The organism is Photobacterium kagoshimensis, from assembly GCF_050337045.1.
In the GTDB taxonomy this organism is placed as follows: Bacteria; Pseudomonadota; Gammaproteobacteria; order Enterobacterales; family Vibrionaceae; genus Photobacterium; species Photobacterium kagoshimensis.
Genome location: NZ_JAKJSO010000008.1, coordinates 542,581 through 568,269, shown reverse-complemented (window position 1 = coordinate 568,269; position 25,689 = coordinate 542,581). Strand labels below are relative to the sequence as shown.

General features: G+C 45.1%; 17 protein-coding genes. 10 read left to right on the top strand and 7 right to left on the bottom strand.

What is annotated here, in order from left to right; translation table 11 throughout:
* Positions 1-53 precede the first annotated feature (53 nt).
* Genes cmoM through mukB form a run of 4 tightly spaced genes read left to right on the top strand, consistent with a single transcriptional unit; the run spans position 54 to position 7,384 of the window.
* Entirely contained in the window at positions 54-872 is an 819-nt protein-coding gene (gene cmoM / locus L4C35_RS03125) for a tRNA uridine 5-oxyacetic acid(34) methyltransferase CmoM (RefSeq protein WP_428461501.1), read from the top strand.
* Positions 869-2,191 carry a chromosome partition protein MukF gene (gene mukF / locus L4C35_RS03120; RefSeq protein WP_428461500.1) on the top strand — a complete coding sequence of 441 codons (1,323 nt, stop codon included), beginning with the start codon at positions 869-871 and terminating at the stop codon, positions 2,189-2,191. The genes cmoM and mukF overlap by 4 nt, the downstream gene beginning before the upstream one ends.
* Complete coding sequence (gene mukE / locus L4C35_RS03115) at positions 2,172-2,915, top strand: chromosome partition protein MukE (protein WP_428461499.1); 744 nt, start codon at positions 2,172-2,174, stop codon at positions 2,913-2,915. The genes mukF and mukE overlap by 20 nt, the downstream gene beginning before the upstream one ends.
* Positions 2,915-7,384 carry a chromosome partition protein MukB gene (gene mukB, locus L4C35_RS03110; RefSeq protein ID WP_428461498.1) on the top strand — a complete coding sequence of 1,490 codons (4,470 nt, stop codon included), beginning with the start codon at positions 2,915-2,917 and terminating at the stop codon, positions 7,382-7,384. The genes mukE and mukB overlap by 1 nt, the downstream gene beginning before the upstream one ends.
* Positions 7,385-7,419: 35 nt before the next feature.
* On the opposite strand, the gene L4C35_RS03105 is transcribed toward mukB, so the two are convergent.
* Positions 7,420-7,656: a hypothetical protein gene (locus L4C35_RS03105; protein ID WP_428461497.1), complete on the bottom strand. Its 237-nt coding sequence runs from the start codon at positions 7,654-7,656 to the stop codon at positions 7,420-7,422.
* Positions 7,657-7,762: 106 nt separating this feature from the next.
* On the opposite strand from L4C35_RS03105, the gene L4C35_RS03100 reads away from it, so the two are divergent.
* The 5 genes from L4C35_RS03100 to torA all read left to right on the top strand — a co-directional run bounded on the left by L4C35_RS03100 (position 7,763) and on the right by torA (position 13,994).
* Positions 7,763-8,773, top strand: a complete 1,011-nt coding sequence (locus L4C35_RS03100; protein WP_428461496.1) for a hypothetical protein — start codon at positions 7,763-7,765, stop codon at positions 8,771-8,773.
* Between the two features lie 307 nt (positions 8,774-9,080).
* On the top strand, positions 9,081-9,875 hold the full coding sequence (locus L4C35_RS03095) for a tetratricopeptide repeat protein (protein WP_428461495.1): 795 nt from the start codon (positions 9,081-9,083) through the stop codon (positions 9,873-9,875).
* 227 nt (positions 9,876-10,102) lie between these two features.
* Positions 10,103-10,276, top strand: coding sequence for a trimethylamine N-oxide reductase system protein TorE (gene torE, locus L4C35_RS03090; protein WP_048897116.1), 174 nt, complete (start codon positions 10,103-10,105; stop codon positions 10,274-10,276).
* A 36-nt stretch (positions 10,277-10,312) separates the two neighbouring features.
* Positions 10,313-11,497, top strand: coding sequence for a pentaheme c-type cytochrome TorC (gene torC, locus L4C35_RS03085; protein WP_428461494.1), 1,185 nt, complete (start codon positions 10,313-10,315; stop codon positions 11,495-11,497).
* Positions 11,498-11,516: 19 nt separating this feature from the next.
* Positions 11,517-13,994, top strand: a complete 2,478-nt coding sequence (gene torA, locus L4C35_RS03080; RefSeq protein WP_428461493.1) for a trimethylamine-N-oxide reductase TorA — start codon at positions 11,517-11,519, stop codon at positions 13,992-13,994.
* A gap of 66 nt (positions 13,995-14,060) precedes the next feature.
* Here the strand turns inward: torA and L4C35_RS03075 are convergent, their stop codons facing one another.
* Together L4C35_RS03075 and L4C35_RS03070 are read right to left on the bottom strand one after the other, a co-directional pair.
* Positions 14,061-17,111, bottom strand: a complete 3,051-nt coding sequence (locus L4C35_RS03075) for an efflux RND transporter permease subunit (RefSeq protein ID WP_428461492.1) — start codon at positions 17,109-17,111, stop codon at positions 14,061-14,063.
* A 3-nt stretch (positions 17,112-17,114) separates the two neighbouring features.
* On the bottom strand, positions 17,115-18,230 hold the full coding sequence (locus L4C35_RS03070) for an efflux RND transporter periplasmic adaptor subunit (protein WP_428461491.1): 1,116 nt from the start codon (positions 18,228-18,230) through the stop codon (positions 17,115-17,117).
* A gap of 177 nt (positions 18,231-18,407) precedes the next feature.
* Here L4C35_RS03070 and L4C35_RS03065 point away from each other — a divergent pair, with 177 nt between their 5' ends.
* Positions 18,408-19,016, top strand: a complete 609-nt coding sequence (locus L4C35_RS03065) for a TetR/AcrR family transcriptional regulator (RefSeq protein WP_428461490.1) — start codon at positions 18,408-18,410, stop codon at positions 19,014-19,016.
* A 100-nt stretch (positions 19,017-19,116) separates the two neighbouring features.
* Here the strand turns inward: L4C35_RS03065 and L4C35_RS03060 are convergent, their stop codons facing one another.
* From L4C35_RS03060 to ebgR, 4 genes are all read right to left on the bottom strand, one after another.
* Complete coding sequence (locus L4C35_RS03060) at positions 19,117-20,565, bottom strand: amino acid permease (RefSeq protein ID WP_428461489.1); 1,449 nt, start codon at positions 20,563-20,565, stop codon at positions 19,117-19,119.
* Positions 20,566-20,673: 108 nt separating this feature from the next.
* Positions 20,674-21,153, bottom strand: a complete 480-nt coding sequence (locus tag L4C35_RS03055) for a beta-galactosidase subunit beta (protein ID WP_428461488.1) — start codon at positions 21,151-21,153, stop codon at positions 20,674-20,676.
* A 3-nt stretch (positions 21,154-21,156) separates the two neighbouring features.
* Positions 21,157-24,261 (bottom strand): beta-galactosidase subunit alpha, encoded by a 3,105-nt coding sequence (ebgA, locus tag L4C35_RS03050; protein WP_428461487.1) that lies wholly within the window; start codon positions 24,259-24,261, stop codon positions 21,157-21,159.
* 412 nt (positions 24,262-24,673) lie between these two features.
* The gene (ebgR, locus tag L4C35_RS03045; protein WP_428461486.1) at positions 24,674-25,657 is read right to left on the bottom strand and encodes a transcriptional regulator EbgR; all 984 of its coding nucleotides are present in this window, start codon (positions 25,655-25,657) and stop codon (positions 24,674-24,676) included.
* Positions 25,658-25,689: the final 32 nt, after the last annotated feature.

Sequence of the window (25,689 nt, the reverse complement as noted above, 5' to 3'; positions counted from 1 at the left end):
CTTGTGAGAAAATAAACACCATTTTAGAACCGCTATCATAACGTAAAGCAGCCGTGATCAAAGATCGAAATTTTGACGACCTAGCGCAAAAATTTGCCAAAAACATTTACGGCACTGCCAAAGGGCAGATCCGACAGACTGTTGTATGGCAAGATTTGCAGCAAATATTAGCAGCATTGCCAGATGACAAACCGTTATCTGTGCTGGATGCGGGAGGCGGTGTCGGTCAACTGTCACAAAAGTTAGCTGAATTAGGCCATAAAATCACATTGTGTGATCTCTCTGGTGAAATGCTGAAATTAGCCGAGCAAGACATTGCCAAAAATGGCTTGCTTGAGCAGTATCGATTGGTTCACAGTGCTGTGCAGGATATTGGTGAACATTTAGCACAGAAACCAGATTTGATTTTATTCCATGCTGTCATGGAGTGGTTAGCTGATCCGCAACAGGCTTTAGATAGTTTACTTGAGCAAGTTAAGCCTGGCGGCATTATCTCGGTGATGTTCTACAACTATAACGGCTTACTATTTAAGAATTTAATTTGTGGCAACCTGACGCATGTTGAAGAAGGGATGCCGCATCGTAAACGCTTCAAGCTTCAGCCTTATCAAGGCCTCAAACCTGATGATGTTTATCAGTGGCTTGAAGAAGGCGGTTTTCAGATCCTCGGTAAAACAGGCGTGCGCACATTTCATGACTATATGCGCGATACCATGGTTGGGGATTACAGTTTTGAACAAGTTCTTGAGATGGAGCAGAAGCTTTGTCGTCAAGAGCCTTATTTGTCGCTAGGGCGTTACATTCACGTGTACGCACAAAAGCCAGTTACGGCAGAGGCAAATACTATTAACAGCAAAAAGGACAACGGATGAGTGAAGTTACCCAGACCGCTCCTGAGTTGGTAACTTGGGTTAAGCAGCATGATTTCTCGCTTAACTTACCAACTGAGCGGCTGGCGTTCTTGTTGGCGATTGCTGTTTTAAGTAGCGATCGCTTTGAAGAAGAGTTAGGAGAAGGTGAGCTGATTGACGCATTTCGCATAGTAAGCGACTTGTTTGAACAATCAAAAGAAACGCTCGCATTTCGTGCCAATAACGCCATCAATGAGTTGGTTCGCCAACGTCTTATTTCTCGTTTTACCAGTGAAGTGAATGACGGAGCGAGTATTTATCGCCTAAGTCCGTTGGCTTTGGGTATCACTGATTATTACGCGCGTCAGCGTGAATATTCGACACTGAAATTATCGATTCAGCTTGCCATGGTGGCAGATGAAATCAATAAAGCTGCTGTTGCCGCCAAAGAAGGTGGTGATGAGAAGCACTGGCGCAGCAATGTTTACGCAGTATTAAAATATTCTGTAGCGGATATTTTCGACCGTATCGATTTAAATCAGCGCACTATGGATGAGCAACAACAGCAAGTGAAACACGATATTGCTGAGCTGCTTAATCAAGATTGGCAAGCGGCAATCTCTAGCTGTGAAAGCTTATTGAATGAAACATCAAGTACCCTGCGTGAGTTGCAAGACACCTTGCAAGCCGCGGGCGATCAGCTGCAAACACAGTTACTTGATATTCAAGAAGCAACTCAAGGCCATGCTGAGTTAGATTTTGTTGATGGTATGATTTTCGTTTTGCAGATGAAACTAGACCGCATTATTAGCTGGGGCCAGCAAGCGATTGACTTATGGATTGGTTACGACCGCCATGTACACAAATTTATTCGTACTGCGATTGATATGGATAAAAACCGTGCCTTCAGTCAGCGCCTGCGTCAGTCAGTGACCGATTACTTTGATAATCCATGGTTACTCACTTATGCCGATGCCGATCGTTTACTCGACATGCGTGATGAAACCCTCGTATTGCGTGACGATGAAGTGACAGGCCTAGTGCCAGAAGAAATGGAATTTGAAGAGCTCAGCCTAGTCAATGATCAACTTGCTGAACAAGTTGCTGCTATGCTGCAAGCTCATAAAGCCACAGGCGCTGCTATTAACCTTAGTGCGCTACTGAAAGACTATCTTGCTCAGCAACCTCATGCTCAGCATTTTGATTTATCGCGGATCGTTATCGATCAGGCTGTTCGATTGGGTTACTCCGAATCGGACTTCAATGCCATTCAGCCCGATTGGGAAGCGATTAACGACTACGGAGCTAAGGTACAAGCCAATGTCATCGATAAATATTGAAGAATTTATGCCGGAGAAGTTGGCTAAAGCAATTGCTAACCCACTTTTCCCTGCACTTGATAATGCGCTGCGTTCAGGTCGCCATATTTCGAGTGAAGATTTAGACAACCACGCACTACTGATTGATGCAGAGCGTGAATTACACATGTTCTACAAACGCTATAACGCAGAATTGGTACGTGCGCCAGAAGGCTTCTTCTACTTGCGTCCGCGTTCCACATCACTCATTAGCCGCTCTGTATTGGCAGAAGTTGATATGTTAGTGGGTAAAGTATTGTGTTTCCTTTACTTGAGCCCAGAGCGTTTGGCCCATGAAGGTATTTTTACTAACCAAGAGCTGTTTGACGAGCTAATGACCTTAGCCGATGAACCTAAGTTGATGAAGTTAGTGACGAACCGTGCATCAGGTTCAGATTTAGACCGTGAAAAACTGTACGACAAAGTGAAAACATCACTGCGTCGTCTTCGCCGTTTAGGCATGATCATTCCTGTGGGTGAAAACGGTAAATTCCGCATTAGCGAATCGGTATTCCGTTTTGGTGCCGATGTACGTAGCGGTGATGATGTGCGTGAAGCGCAACTTCGCTTGATCCGTGATGGTGAAGCAGTGGTTCACCACCAAGAACCAAGCCAGTCAAGCCTACTTGACGAGCAAGATGCTCATGAAGAACACGAAGAACAACTAGAGCTCCCAACGGAGCCAGAACAAGAAGGTGAAGTGTGATGGAACGCGGTAAGTATCAATCGCTCACCATGGTTAACTGGAACGGCTTTTTTGCCCGTACCTTTGACATTGATAACCTAGTAACAACCCTATCGGGCGGTAACGGTGCGGGTAAGTCGACCACAATGGCGGCGTTTATTACCTCATTGATCCCCGATCAAAGCCTACTGCACTTTCGTAACACCACGGAAGCGGGCAGTTCAGCGTCTTCCCGTGACAAAGGTTTACACGGTAAGTTAAAACCAGGCGCCTGTTACTCAGCGCTCGATGTGGTTAACTCGAAAAACCAACGTATTATCTTTGCGGTACGCCTACAACAAGTGGCGGGTCGTGATAAGAAAGTCGATATTAAGCCTTTTATTATTCAAGGTTTACCGTCACACATTAAGCCAACTGAAATTTTGGTTGAGACGGTATCGGAAACACAAGCGCGTGTTCGCCAATTGAACGAAGTAAAAGACGGTATTGCAGAGATTGAAGGTGTGGTATTCAAAGCCTTTAACTCAGTAACCGATTACCACGCGCAGATGTTTGAATTTGGTGTACTGCCGAAGAAACTGCGTAACAGTACCGACCGCTCTAAGTTCTATCGTCTGATTGAAGCCTCGCTGTACGGTGGTATTTCTAGTGCGATCACCCGTTCTTTGCGTGATTACCTATTGCCGCAAAACACAGGTGTGAAAAAAGCCTTCCAAGACATGGAAGCAGCACTGCGTGAAAACCGCATGACGCTAGAAGCGATCAAGCTAACCCAAAGCGATCGTGATTTATTTAAGCACTTGATCTCAGAAGCAACGAACTATGTTGCGGCTGATTACATGCGTCACGCCAACGATCGTCAACAGCGCCTAGATAAGACATTACGCTTACGTGGTGAACTACTGGGTTCGCGCCAAAGCTTGATGGATCAGCAATCAACTTTGACCAATCACAGTGCTGAGCTTGATGAACTGACCGAACGTGAATCATCGTTAGAGCAAGATCACCAAGCGGCATCGGATCACCTACAACTTGTGCAAACAGCGGTTCGCCAGCAAGAAAAGATCGAGCGCTACAAAGAAGATCTTGAAGAGCTGACCGAGCGCTTAGAAGAACAAGTGATGGTGGTTGAAGAAGCTGCTGAACAACTTGCGATGGCTGAAGAGCAAGCGCTATTAACGGAAGAAGAAGTTGATAGCCTGAAAACACAGCTTGCCGATTACCAACAAGCGTTGGATATGCAGCAAACGCGTGCGCTTCAATATCAACAAGCGGTTCAAGCACTGGAAAAAGCACGTCAGCTTTCAGGTGATGAGCAACTTTTGGCAGATAGTGCACCTGCTTATTTAGCACAGCTAAAGCAAGCGGAAGAGCAGAAAACAACGGCGCTACTGGCACTCAAGCACAAACTGGACATGTCGTCGGCGGCTATCCAGCAGTTTGAAAAAGGTTTGCAGATTGTTACTACCATTGCGGGTGCGGTAGACCGTGCGCAAGCTGGTACGAAAGCTCAAGAGTTAATTGCCCATGCACGTCAACTTCGCCATGTGGCAGAGCGTGGTGAGCAGCTTAAAGCACAGTATCGCGATTTAGAGCGTAGCGTTCGTCAGCAACGTCAAGCCAAAGAGTTAGCGGAAGCCTACAGCAAACGCTTTGCCACTCAAATTGACGGTGACCTTGCATTGGCAGAAGAGCAAGCTCGCCATGAAGCAACGCTGGAGTCGTTAGAGCAAACGCAAGAAAGCTTGGTCGAACAGCGTAGTGAGCTACGTAGTCAAGAACAGCAACTTGCGGTGCAAATTAAGCAGCATGAAGCGAAAGCGCCAGCTTGGATTGCGGCAAGTGATGCTCTTGAAAAACTGGCTGAACAATCGCAACTAGAGTTGTTCGATAGCAACGCTGTAATGAATGCTATGCAGCAAACACTGGATAGCGAACGTCAAGTTTCAGCAATGCGCGATCAGTTAGCGCAGCGTAAGAGCCAGTTAGAAAAAGACATCGAGCGTCTTGCACAGCCTGGTGGTAGCGACGATTCAGAGCTACGTTCACTGGCCGATACGCTAGGCGGCACCATGCTGTCTGAGATCTATGACGATATCACGCTAGCAGATGCGCCGTATTTCAGTGCGATGTACGGCCCTGCGCGTCACGCGATTGTGGTGCCTGATCTTAAAGGCATTAAAGACAAGCTGATTGCGCTAGAAGATTGTCCTGACGATCTTTACATCATTGAAGGGGATGCTGATTCATTTGATGACAGCGGCTTTGATGTGGACGAGCTAGAGCAAGCGGTTTGTGTTCACTTAAACGATCGTCAACTTCGTTACTCACGTTTTCCGAAAGTACCATTGTTTGGTCGTGCGGCGCGTGAACAACGTTTAGAGCATTTACGTGAAGAGCGCGATCAAGTTGTTGAAGATCACGCAAAAGCGGCGTTTGATTCGCAAAAACTACAGCGTTTGTACCAAAGCTTTAATAGCTTTGTTGCGACCCACATGTCGGTTGCATTCCAGCCTGATCCAGAAGCGGAACTGAAAACAGCACGTGATAAGCGTAACCAATTGGTTCGTCAGCTGTCTGAAATGGATGCGCAAGAGCAGCAACAACGTAGCCAGCTAACGGCTGCGCGTGAAGGTTTAACACTACTGGGCAAACTAAGCCCAATGGTTAACTTGTTAGAAGACGAAACGGTTGTTGAGCGTTTTGCAGAAATTGAACAACAGCTTTCCCAACTTGATGAAGCACGTAACTACCTTGACCGCCACGGTAAGGCAATTTCTGAGCTTGAAGGTATCGCCTCTGCGCTAGATGTTGACCCGCAGCAATTTGATGCGCTAAATATCCAGCACCAAGATGCAGACCAAACACTGCAAGCATTGAAGAAAGAAATCTTTGCTGTTGCAGATTTAGCAGAGCGTCGTCACCACTTTGGTTACGCTGATTCTGTTGAATTGCTTGGCAAGAGTTCAGAGCTTAATGAACAGCTTAAAGCCAAATTGGTTGCCGCTGAGCGTGAGCGTAACCGTTGCCGTGATGCGTTGAAACAAGCGCGTGCACAAGCGAACCAATATAACCAGCTAATGGCATCGTTGAAGAGTTCGCATCAAGCGAAACTGGAAACAGTGCAAGAATTTGAGCGCGAGCTACAAGAGCTAGGTGTGCGTGCTGATGTGGAAGCGGAAGAGCGTGCGCGCTTACGCCGTGACGAATTGAATGAACGTTTACAAAGTTCACGTACTCGTCGTAGCCAGCTTGAAAAAGCGATCACCTCGATTGAGCTTGAAATGAAAGGCTTGGCGAAACGTCTGCGTAAAGTGGGTAAAGAATACCAAGATTTACGTAAGCTGGTGGTGAATGCCAAAGCAGGCTGGTGTGCCGTATTGCGTTTAGCACGTGAAAACGATGTTGAACGTCGTCTACACCGTCGCGAAATGGCCTACATGTCTGCTGATGAGTTACGTTCACTGTCGGATAAATCGCTGGGTGCCTTGCGTCTAGCGGTTGCTGATAATGAAGACTTACGTGATTCGCTACGTGCATCGGAAGATATTTCACGTCCAGAACGTAAAGTCTTGTTCTATATTGCGGTGTACCAACACCTGCGTGAGCGTATTCGCCACGATATCATTCACACCGATGATCCGGTTGAAGCGATTGAAGAAATGGAAGTGGAGTTAGCCCGTCTAACGGAAGAGCTAACAGCACGTGAGCAACGCCTAGCAATCAGTTCGGACTCTGTTGCAAACATCATTCGTAAAACGATTCAGCGTGAGCAGAACCGTATTCGTATGCTAAACCAAGGCCTGATGAACATTGGTTTTGGTCAGGTGAAAGGCGTGCGTCTAAACGTCAAAGTACGTGAAACGCATGAATCATTATTGGCAGGTTTGGCAGAGCAGCAAGACCAACACCAAGATTTGTTTGGTAACAACCGTCTGACCTTCTCTGAAGCGATGGCGAAGTTGTTCCAACGTTTGAACCCACATATCGATATGGGTCAACGTTCGCCACAAATCTTGGGTGAAGAGCTGCTGGATTACCGTAATTACCTAGAGCTAAGCATTGAAGTGAACCGTGGTACAGACGGTTGGCTACAAGCGGAGTCGGGTGCACTATCAACGGGTGAAGCGATTGGTACAGGTCAGGCAATTTTGCTGATGGTTATCCAAAGCTGGGAAGAAGAATCTCGCCGCTTACGTGGTAAAGATATTATTCCTTGTCGCTTACTGTTCTTGGATGAGGCCGCACGTCTGGATGCGAAATCTATCTCGACCTTGTTCGAGCTCTGTGACCGCTTAGACATGCAATTATTGATTGCCGCGCCTGAAAACATCAGCCCCGAGAAAGGGACGACCTATAAGTTGGTGCGTAAGATCTTTAAAGATCGTGAACACGTACACGTGGTGGGCTTACGTGGTTTTGGTCAAGAGCCTAAGCCACAGGCGAACATTCAAGACATGTTGGATTTAAAACCCGCAAGTGTTGAGTAGCAACATGAGTAAGCACCGATAAACACCTTCAAAGGTCAGCATTTGCTGGCCTTTGTTATTTCTGCTTGTCGTGGAATCCCTTCTTTATCTTCATTTACCCCATTGACTCGAAATTGCACATTTTGTCTTGTAGGTAAGAAGTTTTTCTCAATCGTTGAGAACACCCCAGATAACGTTTTTCCTTCTCGTATAGCACCTAAAATTTCATTACCAATCTGATTAATTCCGTTCGCAGCCGTGTTCATCATATTGGTCTGTTGGCTGAATGCCATTATTCAGCGCAGCGATAAAATCGAATAAAAACGTAGCAGCAAGATAACAGTGGTGACAACACCACAACAGTAGCGGCCTATTTTCATTTGTCGTAGGGGTGATGACATGAAAAATATAATAGTGATAGTGCTCACCATGTTTGTGGTGGTTGGGTGTGGTGGTTCTGATGGTGACTCTGATAGTAGTGGAGCCGCAGCGAGCTCGGGTGGGGGAACAGCATCAGCTCAAGTGCCTATTTCAGCTGATGTTGCCGAGTCGCCAGCACCAGAAACACCAACAGATAAAGATGTCTCTAAAGTGTGTGTCGCAATAGATGGCATGACCTTCATAAATAACTTAGGTGATGTTGTTAATTGGACGCCTGAGTCGTTTGAGCAGACTGCAAGTTCAGAAGATTGTGTACCAGTAGACGGTGACATTCCTGTTGATGGTGACGGGAATCCAATGTTTGTTGTTCTGAACCTAACGGATTTAACTGGCGTTGATCTCGTTCGTCTATTAGAAGATAAACTCATGCTGGCTGGTGATTATGTTTCGGTGGCCCTATCAACCATTGACCAAGGTGGCTATGGCGATATTTTAGATACACCTTACTCACATGTACGCGATATTTTTGGCGACTTAAAACCACTCAAAATTGCCGATGAATTAACCTTTGAAGGGTTAAATTTAAATTTTGATGTGCCACAAACCATTACGTTAGCGTTTGATTTACGCAATATGCTCCAGCTTAAACAAGACGCGTATGAAATGAAGGACAGAGGACTTCGTATAGTTAACAATAATGAAGCAGGGAACATCATAGGGAATATCAACCCATCAGCGTGTGCCTCTTCCATGGTTGATGCGTACATTTATTTGTATGAGATACATGGCGAGACAGGTGGTGAGTCAAGCTATGGGGATATGGGGTCAGAAGATGCGCCAATGCTGACAGCGAAAGTGAGTAAAGAAAATACTTACGAGTTCAAACATATCCCATCGGGCGACTATGACCTGACTTTGGTATGTAACGGTTTGTTTGACTTACCTGATGTTGTTAACGATGTACTGAATGTCGACTCAAGCCAAAAAGGGTACTCGGTAGGCAAAGATGTACTGAGCATTGATTTTTAATATCGCTCATGCGGGTTAAGCAATAGTGACGAGAAATGATAACGCCAGCATATTTGCTGGCGTTAATATATTCAGCGTAAATTCAGCAGCAGAGCGTAAAATAGTCATTTATGTGCGATCTACCTCTCATTACTAGCACTTTATTTCCTTTCCTGTTTCGGTAATAACTTACTGACCACGCAAGTATAACTCTATATTGCCTTCATAACTGTACAAGCAAGTCTATATTATATTGGTTGTTTTTTAATCACTCGACCGTTAAATTCGTTGCCAAGATTTAGAGTGAAGCAACTTGAGAGAACGTTTTATGCCAGCAGTTATGACTTTAAAAAATGTTGTTATCGGTGCGATGTTTGGTTTAGCCGCAACAGGATATGGGATCACATCAGCACATGCTTCTGTAACAACAGCGCCAGACAACCATTTATTATCCACTCTTAAGTATGTTGAACTTGAAGCTGAGCAAGGCGATAAAAATATGCAGCTGTTTCTTGGTCGTGCATATATTGAAGGCAGCAACGGTCTAAAAGCCGATCCACTGAAAGGTATGTACTGGCTTAAGAAGGCAGCAGCAGATACACCTGAAGTTCAAGCAATGATTGGTGATTTATTCAAGAATGGTCGTGGTCTACCGCGTGATAATCAACAAGCGGTTGAATGGTATACTAAAGCTGCAAATGAAGGTTCGGTACAAGCCATGGTTGAGCTAGGGCACTACTATGCATCAGGTGGTGGTACAGGTAAAACAGATTGTGGTAATGCCATTAAATGGTTTAACGATGCCTCAAATGCAGGTTCGATGGACTCTAAGCGTAACCTAGTTTGGTTATACGCGACCTGTTCTGATGAAAAGCAACGAGATGGCGAGCGTGCACTTAAACTGGCGAAGCAAATCATTAAGCGTACAGCATCAAATGATGCGAGTGATTACGATAACCTAGCAGCAGCATATGCAGCATGTGGTGAATTTAATGATGCAGTGAAAGCACAACAGGTCGCACTGAGTAAGCTTGAAAGTAAAGATAATCAGCGCATCGCAAAATTCTCGCAACGTTTAAAGCTTTATAAGCAAAATCAAACCATCTATAGCGCATCGTTGTAAATATACGCTGACAATTCTTCTCAAAGCCATCGTTATACGGTGGCTTTTTTATATCCCGCGGTTCAATTCTTCCTACCCAGTGCAGGCAAATATTCGCTGTTAATGTGATGAGACCAGAATTATTTACGTGCTACTCAGTTGTTTAGAATTCCTTAACTATACTTTCGTAGATAGGCCACCTCTCTATTACATCTAAAGAGGTAGGTGAATAAAAAAAGGATGTGAGCATGAGCAATCAAGAACCGCTTAAAGAAGAAGAACGTGGTAAGTATGAATGGCGATCATTTATTTTTATAACCGTCTTTCTTTTTCCTATCTTAGCTATCGCCCTCGTGGGTGGATACGGCTTTATTGTTTGGATGTTACAAGTCTTTTTCCTTGGCCCCCCAGGTCACGGCTAACTTTCCCATTCACAGTAAACGACAAGGTAGGTCATTATGATGAGTTTGATTAAAAAACTGTGGATGACGTTTTGGCGTCCAGCAGTTCATATTAGCCTCGGTGTATTAACACTCGGTGGCTTTATTGCGGGTGTGATTTTCTGGGGCGGGTTTAACACTGCCCTTGAGCACACCAACACAGAAGAGTTTTGTATTGGCTGTCATGAAATGCGTGACAATGTATACGTAGAATTACAGTCAACAGTTCACTGGTCGAATCATTCAGGGGTACGGGCAACGTGTCCTGATTGCCACGTTCCACATAACTGGACAGATAAAATTGCACGTAAAATGCAGGCCAGTAAAGAGGTCTTTGGGGCCATTTTTGGCACGATAGATACGCGCGAAAAGTTCTTAGAAAAACGCCTTGAATTAGCAAACCATGAATGGAAACGGTTTGCAGCGAATGGATCGATGGAGTGTAAAAGCTGTCATAACTACGACAGCATGGACTGGGACCTGATGTCTGATCGGGCACGTTCACAAATGAAGCAAGCGGCTGAACGTGACCAAAGTTGTCTTGATTGTCATAAAGGCATTGCCCACCAATTACCGGGCAACATGGAAGCCTCTGGCGGCATGGTGGATCAATTGGTTGCCAAAGCGCAGAACACCCAATACACCGAAGGTAATAATTACTTTAGTGTCCGCTTCCTACCTATGTTTGAAGATGAAGCCATGACCAAAGATGGTGGTCAATTAAACCCAGCATCTGAGGTTAAAGTGGTGGCTGTGACAGATAAAGCCATTCAAGTCGAAATTAATGGCTGGCGTAAAACAAAAGGTTTTGGCCGAGTGATTAATGAAGACTTTGGTATGAATATCCCAACAGCGGCGCTAAGCAAAGAAGCGGCATTGAGCGATAGCTTGGTCGAGAAATTTGAAGAAAAAGAAGATGATCTAACGGGTCTACCTTGGCAGCGTGTATCAGTGAAATTGTGGATGCCTAAAGAGTCTATGCTACCCAATGTTGATGAAATCTGGAGTGAAACAAAATCAGCATACAACACCAACTGTAGTGTTTGTCATACCCAGCCAGAAGAAGCGCATTTCGATGCCAATACATGGCCAGGCATGTTTAACGGTATGCTGGCGTTTGTGAACCTCGATCATGATAGTGAAGCCTTGGTTCTGAAATATCTTCAAAAACACTCATCAGATTTTGCTGATGGTAATCACTAATGCACAGAGGGATTAAGCTATGTCTCTAAGTCGACGTAATTTTTTGAAAGGGCTCGCGACGACCTCAGCTGCGTCAGTGATTGGGCCAAGTTTATTGATGCAAGCCGCTCAGGCGGCTGAAGAGGTTTCCCCGTATGCTGCTGATGGTGTATGGAAAGTATCGGGCTCTCACTGGGGAGCATTTCGCGCCAAAATATATAACGGTAAAGTACAAGAACTGAAAGCGCTGGAATTTGATAAATACCCAACGGATATGCTCAAAGGCATTAAAGGGATTATCTATAGTCCATCGCGAGTACGTTACCCTATGGTGCGACTTGATTGGCTAAAAAAACATAAGTACAGCGGTGATACCCGTGGTAATAACCGCTTCATTCGCGTGACATGGGACGAAGCGTTAGATTTGTTCTATCAAGAACTTGAACGAGTCCAAAAAGACTATGGTCCGTGGGCATTGTTAGCAGGGCAAACTGGTTGGCGACAAACAGGGCAGTTCCATAGTTGCACTACGCACATGCAACGCGCCGTAGGTATGCACGGTAACTTCATTAAGAAGGTGGGTGATTACTCAACAGGGGCTGGGCAAACTATTTTGCCTTATGTACTGGGTTCAACCGAGGTTTATGCCCAAGGGACATCGTGGCCAGAGATCTTAGAGAATACTGATGTCGTGGTTTTGTGGGCCAATGATCCGATCAAGAATACTCAAGTTGGTTGGCAGTGTGAGACGCATGGTTCGTATGGCTATTATGAGCAGCTAAAAGAGAAAGTAGCCAAAGGTGAGATCAAAGTGATCTCAGTCGATCCTGTTAAATCGAAAAGCCAGAACTACTTTAATAGCGATCAGATCTACGTGAATCCGCAATCGGATGTCGCCTTCATGCTGGCGATAGCCCACACCCTGTATAAAGAAGATCTGTACGATAAAAAATTCATCGAAACTTATGCGTTAGGTTTTGATGAGTTTATTCCGTATGTCGAAGGTAAAACCAAAGACAAAGTGGAGAAAACGCCTGAGTGGGCCGAGCCAATTTGTGGTGTTAAAGCCGATGATATTCGTGAGTTTTCCCGCCTATTGGTGAAAGGGCGTACCCAACTGATCTTTGGTTGGGCGATCCAGCGCCAGCAGCACGGTGAGCAACCCTACTGGATGGGGGCGGTATTGGCGGCGATGATCGGACAAATTGGGTTACCGGGTGGTGGGATTTCCTACTCTCATCACTACAGTGGAGTCGGTATTCCACCAACAGGCGCATCTGGTCCTGGTGGCTTCCCTCGTAATGTCGATGAAGGCCAAAAACCTAAGTGGGATAGCACCGACTTTAAAGGGTATAGCAGTACCATCCCTGTCGCACGCTGGATCGATTGTATTTTAGAGCCGGGTAAAGAGATCAAATATAACGGCTCGAAAGTGACCTTCCCCGATCCTAAAATGGTCGTTGTTAGTGGGTGTAACCCATGGCATCACCACCAAGATCGTAATCGAATGAAAACCGCGTTCCAAAAATTGCAAACTGTTGTCACTATCGAATTTGCGTGGACAGCAACCTGTCGTTTCTCAGACATTGTTTTACCTGCGTGTACCCAGTTTGAACGTAACGATATTGACTTATATGGGGCGTATTCAGCCTCTGGCGTGTTGGCGATGCATAAGCTGGTGGATCCGCTTTATCAATCGAAAACAGATTTCCAAATCTTCACCGAGTTGTGCGAACGCTTTGGCCGAGCCAAAGAATATACCCGTGGCATGAACGAAATGGAGTGGTTACATCAGCTCTATAATGAATGCCGTGAAGCCAACAAAGCCAAGCATAAAATGCCTGAATTCGATGAGTTCTGGAAGGAAGGCCTGGTTGAGTTTGGTGAAGGCACCAATTTTGTTCGCCATGCTGCTTTCCGTGAAGATCCTGAGATTAACCCATTGGGTACGCCTTCTGGCTTTATTGAGATCTTTAGCCGTAAGATCGATCGCTACGGTTACGAATACTGCCAAGGGCATCCAATGTGGTTTGAAAAATCAGAGCGCTCACACGGTGGACCAAGTTCTGATAAGTACCCTATTTGGTTGCAATCGTGCCACCCTGATCAGCGTTTACACTCACAAATGTGTGAATCAGAAAAATACCGTGAGACCTACACAGTACAAGGGCGTGAACCGGTTTATATTAACCCTGAAGATGCCAAAGAACGTGGTATTAGCGATGGCGATATAGTACGGGTGTATAACGACCGCGGCCAGTTACTGGCGGGGGCGCGCGTGTCTGATAACTATCCGCGAGGAGTGATTCGTATTCATGAAGGGGCATGGTATGGCCCTGTGAACGAGAAAGTAGGGTCGCTCGATACCTATGGCGATCCGAATACGCTGACACAAGATATTGGTTCGTCACAATTAGCCCAAGCGACCAGTGCCAATACTGTTGTTGTCGAGTTTGAGAAATTCAAAGGTGAAGCGCCACCAGTAACCTCCTTTGGTGGGCCAATATACGTAAGCTGATACTCTCAATTATCAATAATAAAAAGGAGCGTACGAACGCTCCTTTTTGATTCTTAACGTTTTAGCTTATTCTTCTATCGCCTTGATCCTAAAGAACATGGCATAGAAGAGTGGGATCACAACTAAAGTTAGGATTGTCGCAAACAACAAACCAAACATAATGGTGACCGCCATACTCTTAAAGAAAGGGTCAACCAGCAAAGGAGCAACCCCTAGAATCGTGGTTAATGCGCCCAGCAATACTGGTCGAGCACGACTTAGCGAAGCATCAATAATGGCATGATAAGGTAATTTACCTTCGCGGATTTCAGCGTCTGCTTGGTCTACCAATACAATGGCATTTTTCACCATCATGCCGATCAAGCTCAAGAAACCGAGTATCGCCATAAACTCAAACGGTGTTTGGAACACAATTAAGCCCACGGTCACACCAATAATCGCCAACGGTGCTGTTAACCAAATAACCAAGGGTTGGCGAATGGCATTAAACATGAAAATTACAGACAAGATCATTGCTGCAAACCCATAAGGGGCAGAAATCACGAGTCCTTCATTCGCATCTTTAGACGCTTTGTATTCCCCATACCAAATCAACTCATAACCTGCTGGCAGTTCAATCGCTTCGATGTGTGGACGAAGCTGATTAAATGCGTCTGCTGTTAATACGCCGGGTGCGGGATCGGCTTGTACCAAAATGGTCGGCATTCTATTAATACGGCGTAAAATCGCATCTTCCCAAACTACATTGGTCGATTCAATCAACTGGCTGACTGAAATAAAGCCGCCAGCCGTATGGCTATAGACCTCGGTGTTTTCAATTGCTCGTTGTTGATTACGCTCTGCTTCTGGTGATCGAGCTACAATCGGAATTAAATCATTACCTTCGCGGTAAACACCGACATGACGGCCAGATAACGTTTGTGCAATGGCTTGGTTTATCTCTTGAGTGGTTAATCCAAACTGTTGTGCTTTCTGTTCGGAGTAACTCGGGCGCAGCACTGGCACTTGTTGACGCCAATCATCTTGTACCGCGATTAGTTGATCGTCATTGAGCATAATGGCTTTCGCTTGTTCTGCTAGCTGACGTAATACCGCGCTATCAGGGCCTTTAAAACCAGCCTCAATCTTTTTACCGCCGCCGCGACCTAGCATGAACTTCCATACTTTGATTGACGCATCCGTGTATTTTTCAGCAAGCTCATCTTGTAGCTCAACCAATAAGGGCGCGATGTTTTGATAGTCATCAATATCAATTAACAGTTGGCCATAGCTCGGGTTACGCGCTTCGGGGGCGTAGGTCAACATAAAGCGTAAACCGCCACCACCGACAAAACTGGTGATGTTAGTAATGCCAGCTTTTTGCTTAACGTCTTGTTCAATCTCTGCGATGGTTTGCTCAGTACGTTTAATGTCAGAGCCTTGTGGCAAATACACATCAACCACAAACTGCGCACGTTGCGATTCCGGCATAAAGCCCGGTGGAATGTAACGCACGCCATAAACGGCAGTAAACAGCACCACTAACAATAAGCTCAAGCTAACCAACCTATGCTTAATCACCCATGTTAGTAATTGACGGTAGCCACGACTGATCCGCCCAACAGGCGCTTCGGCATCCACGGGTTTGACTTTCAAAAAGTCATAACACAGCATCGGGGTAATCGTGACAGCAAATACCCAGCTTAAAAGCATAGAGTAGAGGATCACCCAAAACAGTGAACCTGCGTATTCACCCATATCTGACGGTGACAAGCCAATCGCACTGAATGCACAAATTCCCACAACCGTACCGCCTAACAGTGGCCATTTGGTGGCGTTAACCACATCGGACACTATTTCATCACGGCTGTCATTAGGTGTTGTTTGCAGGCGTACTAAAATGCCATCAGTGACAACAATCGCATTATCAACCAACATCCCCAGTGCAATGATCAGTGCGCCAAGTGAGATCCGCTGCATGGCAATGTCTTCAATCAGCATGATGCACAAAGTGCCTGCAACTGTAAGTAGCAGAACAAAACCTATGATGATCCCTGAGCGCACACCCATAAACAGCAGTAGTACAATAAAGACAATCACAACCGCAGCGATTAAGTTATCGATGAAGTTTGTCACTGAATCACGCACCGAGTCCGACTGCATAGAGATGACATTTAGCTCTATACCCAATGGACGTTGGTTTTCTAACTCAGCGATGCGGGCTTTAACGGCGTCCCCCATATCAACTACGTTACCGCCTGTTACGTTAGAAATACCAAACCCAACAGCGCGCTGACCATTGTATCGAACCATCATGGTTTGTGGTTCTTGGTAGCCACGGGTAACCGTAGCAATATCGCCTAAACGTAGCACTGCGTTATTGTCACCTAGACCCACCTGCATATTAATCAGATCAGTAAATGAGTTGACGTTTGAGCTTGGGATCACAGGAATGCGCATAGCATCAGTTTCAATGCTGCCCGCAACCGTTACCATGTTTTGTTTTTGCAGCACTTGGTAAACTTTTTCAGCTGAAACACCAAATTTAGCCATGCGTTCGCCAGACATTTCAACAAAGATGGTCTCTTGGCGTTCGCCTAACGTCGCGGTCTTAGCTACGCCGGGTACTAACACTAATTCACGGCGTAACTCATCCACATAATCTTGTAACTGCTTGTCAGTAAAACCTTCTCCTGTTACCGCAAAAAAGAGTGCGTACACATCAGAGAAGTCGTCATTCACTATCGACGCACCTGCGCCTGGTGGTAGCTGGCGCTGTACATCACTGATTTTACGACGAAGTTTATCCCACACTTGTTGGAGCGCGGCTTGGCTATTGGCAAACTCTAATTTGATTTCAACCGTGACTTCAGACATGCCTTGTTTAGAGACAGACTTTACTTCTTTGAGTTCTTGAAGCGATTGAACTGCACCTTCAATCACATCGGTGACTTCGTCAGACACTTCTTGAGCTGTTGCGCCAGAGTAGGGCGTATTAATGACGGCTTGTCGAATAACAAATTCAGGATCTTCAAAGCGGCCCAGCTTTAAATAACTGAGGTATCCACCCAATAAGATTAAAGTAATAAGCACCCAAACCGAGGTACGTTTGGCGATGGTGTAACGTGCGATATCCATGCTTTAGCCCTCAACGTTCGCAGCGAGTTTGTCAGTGTAAGGTTTCACTTTCATGCCTTCTTTTAAGCTTGAAACACCGGCAATAACGATGCGCTCACCTGCGTGTAAACCTGCTTTAATTACAATTCGGTTTGCGTTGAGTGTGCCAGCAGTTACGGGTCTTTGGTGGACTTGATTATCTTGGTCGACAACCCATACAAACTGCCCACCTTGGTTATCTGGAACCACTGCAGTCAGTGGTACAGTGATCAGTGCTGCGGCTTGTGCTTGATCTGTAGGGTAAACTGGCACAACTTTAACAGCCATGCCCGGTAATACATTAAAACCACGCAGGTCTTCAAAGGTCAGCACCACGGGATAAGTCTGAGTCACAGGATCGGCTTGGGTTCCATAAGTACTTAATACTAATGGAAAGGTTTCATTACGCAGCGCACTAATTTGAGCTAATGCTTTTGATCCTTTTAAATCACCCAGCATGACACTGTCTGGGATATTAATCAGGACTTCTAAATCATTAATATTATGTACTGTTAATACAGGGCTGTTTGCTTGAATTTGTACATGATTATCAACCATCTTACGGCCAATAATGCCATCGAAAGGCGCTAGTAATTGGGTATATTCCAACTGACGTTTTGCATCGGTTAAGCGATTTTTTGCGACATTATATCGGGTGCGTAATGTGTCTAGATCACTTTTAGCGATAGCTTGGCTTTTGTCGTAAATTGCTTTTCCACGCGTGTACTCTGCTTCACTGTTTTTAAATTCAAAATGCGCAGAGTCGAGTGCAGTTTTAGCATCTCGAGGATCTAATTGTGCTAATAACTGCCCTTTTTTGACTTGCTGCCCTTCATGCACAAGTACGTCGATCACTCGTCCGCTTAATCGAAACGCAAGATCAGCACGTTGAGTTGAACGTACCACACCGTTAAAGGTCAATTTCGCATTGGTACTGTGCGAAATGACTTCAGTAAGCGCAGGTCTTACTGTGATGGTCGTTACCGCATCTTGCGGAGCTTCATTCGAATCACAACCAGAAATTAGTGTGGAACCAATAGCGATACTTACCGCAATGGCCGTTTGTTTAATTAACAGTAATGTCGAAGCTGTCGAGCGCATTAACTCAGTCCTCATGAAAGAGCGATTAATAGAAAAACAAAGTGTTTACTGTTCAAGAGATAGCTCGCCAAGAAGTAAACTCTGGAGTTTATTTTATACATAAACACCTCAAAGTAAACTCAATAGTGTACTTTTGTGTTGCAGACTGTAAACTAGCGTGATTGATTCGGGGGGGATATGGAAAAAAAACTAACAAGATCACAGCAAAAGCATCTTGATATTATTAATGCTGCGAAGGCTGAATTTATTGAGCATGGCTTCCTTGCAGCTAATATGGACAGAATTACAGCGTCAGCTGAGGTGTCTAAACGAACGCTATACCGTCACTTTGAAAGTAAAGAAATACTGTTTGAGTCTGTGCTTACCATCATTAACGATACGGTCAACGAGAGTGTTTGTTACCAATTTGAGCCCGATAAAACCACAGAAGAACAACTCAAATCATTGGCTTACAAAGAGATAGATGTGCTCTACAAATCCTATGGGATTTCATTAGCCCGCACCATAGTGATTGAGTTTTTACGTCAACCTGAAATGGCCAAAAATCTAATCAGTAATATTTATAGTATTCGTGCGATCACCCAATGGTTTAGTGCGGCAGTAGAAGCAGGACGATTGAAAAATGAAGACCCTAAACTGATGACGGATGTCTATGTTAGTTTGTTTCAAGGCTTATTCTTTTGGCCGCAAATAATGAATTTGGATGCCGAGCTAAAGGGTGAAGCATTGCATCAAAAAGTAGATACGCTGACGACCGTTTTTATTCAGTCTTATGGCATAGAGTAAGTTGGTTTATTTCGTTGCCTTCTGAAAATAAAAAAGGATGGTGTGGTCACCATCCTTTTTATTTTTTATGTTGTTCTGGGCGCGATAGGCTTAGCTGTGATTATTGTGCTTCAGCCTGCACCACTTGAACTGTGGGTTGTTCTTCTACCATGCGGTCAGCTTGGTTTAGCGATTTGATGTATTGGTTGTACTTCCACCAAGCAAAGCCAAGGAAGATAACAATGCCGCCAACGTTGTAGAAGATGATAGTCATGATGTCTGCACCTGTTGGGAAGGTTGAAGCCAGGAAGCCAACAGTGAAGATGCCGATAAGCACGGATACCACAACAATTCCAGTCATGCGTGAACCCATCTTGAAGTCGCGCTCGAGGTGATCCAATTTCAAGCGTAAGTTCAGGTAAGCAATCATGATGAATAGCGGTGGTAGCATAGAGGCCGCAGCGGTCATATTGATGACGGTATTCATCAGGTCTTGTGCAGTGTTCGATCCCATTGTCGGGATGATCATCAATGGAATAACAATGAGGAATTGAATCCAAGCGGCACGTGCTGGAACGCCGTTTTCGTTTAGCTCTACCGTTTTCTTGCCGAAGATACCCGCTGGGATTTCAGAGAAGAAAATTTTAACTGGCGTTGCTGTCCACATCAGCAGTGAACCGAACATTGCCGTAAATGATACTAAGCCAACAAAGCGGTTCATCATGATTTCTGGCAGACCAAAGTATGTGGCTAAGCCTTCAAATACTTGTACAGAACCACCTGTGTATTTTAGCGTTTCACTTGGTACGAATACGTTGATCAGTACAGATGCAACTGAGTAAAGCACACCAATGAAAATACCCGCGACTATGATGACTTTGACGAAAGATTTAGAGCCGCCTTTCACATCGTTAACGTAAACTGCGACCGATTCCGCACCGCCAGCTGCCATGAAAATCCATGTCGTTATGCCAAGGAATGCCCAGCTAAATTCAGGCACCATGGCTTCAACTGTAATAGGGTCAGCAGGTTGCACACCGCCTAGCAGTGCAGCACCAGAAAGTAGAATGTAAGACATGGTTAGTAACAACATTAACGATGAGGTCACTGAGGTGATTGGCCCCAGCATTTTTGCACCGTTGGTTGAGACATAGGTTGCGAATGCGAATAGCACCATACTGAGCGCCGTGGTGGTAAATGGCGTCAGTATGTATTCATAACCTAAGAAGGCGTATGACGCATAGGCAATAACGCGTGGCAGTAAAGAGGTAAAGAAGAACAGGTTAACGAACCAGTAGGTATAGGCTGAAATAAATGCCCAGCGACCGCCTAGTGAACTTTTTACCCACGCGTATACGCCCGCTTCTGAATCTTTATTCAGAGAAACAAACTCTGCAATAATCAAACAGAAAGGAATGAAGTAAAAAATCGTTGCCAAGAAAAACATTGGCGCAGAGGATAAACCGATTTCGATGTTATTGTTAATCACATTATTGAAGCTGAATACAGCCGCAAATGTGAGAGAGAGCAAGCCGAATTTGCCTATCGTATTACGTTTAGTATCAGACATCTGATATCTCCGATGAATCACGTTGATTGTAGGTGAGGAGGGGCTTACAGTGCTGTGACTGCAGTCCCTCTCTTGTTGTTTATTTCCGGATATTTATTCCGATTTTTATTATTTATTTAAGAAGTAACCGTCTTCGATAGTGACTTTCAGCACCACTTTGCGTACGAGCTTTTCGGCTTGGTTATCGCCATGAAAGCGGTAGGCTTTGCTGTTATCAAAAATGACGATTTGACCTTGGTGCAGCTCTCGAATTTCGCCTCGACCTTGAAGGTATTCACGGTCGGTTTCATCGCTATAAGCTGTGATTTGAGTTAATACAGACTTGTCTGCAAATTCGATAGTTTCACTGCCTTCAAGGTAGTAGTGCACATCGAAATAACGACGGTTGCCTTCGAAGTACTCTGTGTTTAAAGCTGGGGTTGTAGCGGATGTATGGCTTTGGATCATGTACACCAGAGAATCCCCAATTGAGTGCATGACGCCATCTTTGATATTGCCGATGTTCTCGATGGCTTCGACACAACGATTCCATTTACGACCTGCGCGATATACCGTTTTGAATTGTTCTAAGCTCTCTAACACGATCATGGTTTAGGCCTCGTTGCTGTTAGTAGAAGAAAGAGAGGTTTGGCTGAAAAAATCATTACCAAAGTCATGCTGTGCCATTGCATGTGCGTTGCAATCGCCTGCTTGAAGTGGCAATAACGTTAGGCCGTAGCGGAAGCGATCCATGTAAACGCGGTATGAATCGAGCACTTCGCTTCCCCAAGAGTTAGAACCTAAGCCCATGACTTGATGATCGAGGTTTAACGTAATGTAGCCACTCTTTTCTAATTCAGTCGTATGCTGCGCTTGGTGTAGGTTTTGATTAGTGTAGAACCATGCACTGAGGTTGATGTCTTGCTGAGGTTTTACCAAGATGCCTGCACCGCTACTGTTGGTAAGCGCAGCCCAACGCACGTGCTGACGATTGCCGTTATTTTGTGGGAACGGGTAGTTCTCGAACATGTCAGCAACGGTTGATTGATAAACATCAATCATGTTGGCTTGCTTGCTGTCTTGGTAGTTTTCTTCTGGGCCGCGACCGTAGTAGTTCACTTGATCGAACTGGTCGTTAATGCCCAAATCTAAACCGATAACAGGAATAACATGCGGGTAATCACCATAGCGTTCACCACTTAGCTCAACATTTAGTTGACCTTCTGCATTAATTTGGTAGCAGTAAGTACAGCGCATCCCAAAGTCGAATACCGGCGGCGCGATAATGCTGGTGGTTGTGATTTCAATCTTGCCGTTAACTTTCGTGACTTCTAGGCTGCGAAAATGTTCCTGCATGATTTGTAGGTGAGCGGGCTCCCAGAGTCCTTCGTGTTCTTGCTTGTGGTTATCAACCATTGGCTTAAAGAAGTTCAGCTTAGGTGCGGAGGCGATCAGCTCTTCACCATTAACCAGCCAAGAGATCAGCTTGCCGTTGATTTTTGATAAGTTCAGCGTGAAGTTGTGCCCTGTGATGGTGTAATTCAAGCGGCTTTCTTTAATCTCTAGCTCGGTCGCATTGAGGCAGGTATACGCAGGTAACTGAGCGGTATTTTCTTTGACTGGATATTGGTAAACCGCGATGTCGTGGTTTGCCTCGCTATATAGCGTGCGAGTGTCTTTGTGCACCGTAAAGTTAACGAAGACTTCACGCTCATCAAGCTCTGGCAGTGTAATGTGAATGTCACGCTCAGAGTTTGCTGCCAAGCCTTCTAGTTTTATCTTGATGCTCGTCAGTGTTTCTCCTTCAGCGCGAATATCAGCGGTGATGGTGTAGTCATCGAGGTTGCTGAACCAAAGTTTATTCTCAACAATGAACTGACCATCTGCAGCGTTAACCGCTCGGATTTTCACAGGCGCAATCACTTGTTTGTATTCTTTTAAGCCCGGCCCTGGTGTTTGATCTGAGTAGATCAGTCCATCCATACAGAAGTTGTAGTTATTCGGGTAATCGCCGTAATCACCGCCGTACTTGTAGAATTCAGTTCCTTGTTCATCACGCGCTAAAATGCCGTGATCACACCATTCCCACACATAGTGGCCTTGAATACTGTCGTGTTTGTAGAACACGTTTTGATATTCAGTTAAACCACCAGGACCGTTACCCATAGCATGGGCGTATTCGCAGATAATGCGTGGTTTTTCATGTGGGTACTCACCAAAGTGGTTCATCAGCTGAGCACGCGAGTACATGGTCGAAATCACATCAACCACTTCGGCATCACGGTCTTCTTCATAGTGTACTAAGCGGGTGTCATCAATTGCCTTGGTAGCAGCGTACATTGAACGGATATTGCAACCGTAGCCAGATTCATTACCCATAGACCACATGATGATAGAAGGGTGGTTCTTCTGCGCGTGTACGTGGCGAACAGCGCGGTCGACAAAGACAGTTTCCCATTCAGGATCATTGGTAATGCGGCTCAGATCGCCAACATTGGCAAAGCCATGGGTTTCAACATCGGTCTCCGCCATCACGAATAAACCGTAGATGTCACAGAGTTCGTAGAAACGCGGATCGTTAGGGTAGTGCGCCGTTCGTACTGAGTTGATATTGTGTTGCTTCATCAGCACGATATCTTTTTCAACGCGCTCCATACCGACAGCGCGACCTTTAAGATGGTCGTTATCGTGGCGGTTGACACCGTGTAGCATCAAGTACTGGTTGTTGACGTAGAACAGGCCATCGCGCACTTTAATATCGCGGAAGCCGACACGCTGCGGAATAATTTCAAGTACTTTCCCTGTGCTGTCTTTAAGCGTAAGGACAAGTTGATATAGATAAGGGTTTTCCGCGGTCCAATGGATTGGGTTAACCATGTCGATGGCAAATTGCACCTTGGAGGCGGCATCAATCGCTAGGTTGTTGAGTGCGCCGTCTGCGATAACTTGCCCTTGTTCATACAGTGCATATTCAAGTGCAAAGCCAGATGCTTGTTGGCTTGTTAGGTTTTCAATATCAACCGCACAAGACAGGGTTGCGCTTTGGTAATCATCTGAAAAGTCAGTGCGAACTGTTAAATCTTGAATATGAACTTGCTCTTTACCGATAAGGTAAACATCACGGAAAATACCCGCCGTCCACCACATGTCTTGGTCTTCAATGTAAGTCGAATCTGCCCACTGCATCACACGTACCGACAACAAGTTTTCACCTTGGTGTACGTGTTGTGAAATATCAAATTCAGCGGTTAAGCGGCTGCCTTTGCTAAAACCGACGTATTCACCGTTCACATACACTTCAAAGTAAGTTTCCACCCCATCAAATTTGATAATGGCTTGTTTATCGCACCAGTTTTTACCTAGGGTGAAAGTGCGTTGATAGGCACCTGTTGGGTTGTCGGAAGGAACAAAAGGTACATCGATAGGGAAAGGGAAGCCTTCATCGGTGTATTGTAAATCACCGTAGCCTTCCATTTGCCACATATTGGGCACTGTAATTTGGTTCCACTCAGCCATTAATTGTGAGTAGAACGTATCAGGCACCAATAATGGGTTAGTGAAGTAGTTAAAGTTCCATTGACCGCTAAGCTGCATAAAGTGGCTGCTTAATTCACGTTGGAATGTTCGCGCACTTTTCACTGAGTTGTAAGAGAAAAAGTAGGCACGTGGTGCCATACGGTTCTCATGTAGGTGAAGGAAGTTTTCCCAGTTGTTCACGTGTTGCCTCCCGGTTTATATACCGATGTACTTTTCAAATGCCTTAGAAGGAAAGCTTCAAAGGATGAAAAAGTGAGCTTCAAAATGAGTGGAGCGCTCTTGCTCCTTAACTGGAAAAGATATTAGTAAAACTTTTACTAAAATAAATTGGTGAAAACGTTTTACTTTAACTGGGTCACTAAAATTGAGCCGATTTCAGCGCGCGATGTGATCTAGCTAAAGAAAACGATTGCATTGCTTTGGGGTATATTTTGATGTCGAGAAGGGATTTTTATGGGCGTTTAAACAGGTTTGCCATGAGAAACGGCTAACTTAAGATATTTGAGCTATACAGATGCTACGTTTGCTCGTAATAAATAAAAAGGCACTATAATCAGCGCCTTGAGGTCTTATTTAACTGTTTTTATTACCGCTATTTGGTTGTTCCGCGGAGTTTCAATTTACTGGGTACATAGACTTTAAGCGGCAGGGCGCGGCCATCTCTCACTTTTTCGACTAAGAGGTTAACCCCTTGGCTCCCCATCATTTCTGAGTGAATACGCACCGTCGATAGTGGCGGAAAGGTAAAGCGTGCCGTCGGAATGTCATTCACACTGATCAATGAAATATCATTCGGAATATGTAAGCCATGCTCGTGCAAGGCTCGAACAACGCCAATTGCAATGGAATCAGACGCAATGAATAACGCGCGAGGGTGATCGGGTTTTGCCAGCATTTCTAACGCAAGTTCATAGCCAGAAGAGCTCGAGAAGTCGCCGCGATAGATATCTTGCTCGAAAACGACTTGCTGTAATTGGCCGTATTCAGCAAAAGCAATTTCACGAATATCCGCCTTACCTGGTTGGTCTTGGCCGCCAATAAAACCAATGCGGTTAAAATCTTGAGCAATGAAAAAGTCGATCACTTCTTTACTGATTTTGGCTAAGTCGATATCAACGGAATCAAACTGTGACTTGTTATCGCTAAAGTCGAGATAACAAATGTTGTCTGTCATGTTTACAGCCATGTTCAGTACGGTTTGAGTTGTTTTTCCAACCATTAAAATGCCAGATATAGCATTGATACTATTGTCTATTTTACCTTCGTAGCAATTGGTTAGTGTGATACCTAGTTTTTCACATTGGGTTTCAATGCCATGACGGATAGAAAGGTAGTAAGGATCGTTGATTTCGGCTTCTTGTTTGTAGTTATAAACAGCAAGAAAGTGGTGATTTGGTACGGCGGCGATTTGGTTTTTTTTTGCACTGCTGGTTTTGTATTCCAGCTTTGCTGCAATTTCTAAGATGCGATGTTTAGTTTCTTCTTTAACGCTCAGCGTCGGGTCGTCGTTGAGTACCCGTGAAACTGTAGCCAGAGATACGCCAGCCTCGGTTGCTATGTCTTTTAGTGTTGCCATTGTATTTTTCCTTGGAGGCGATGGTCGTCAAT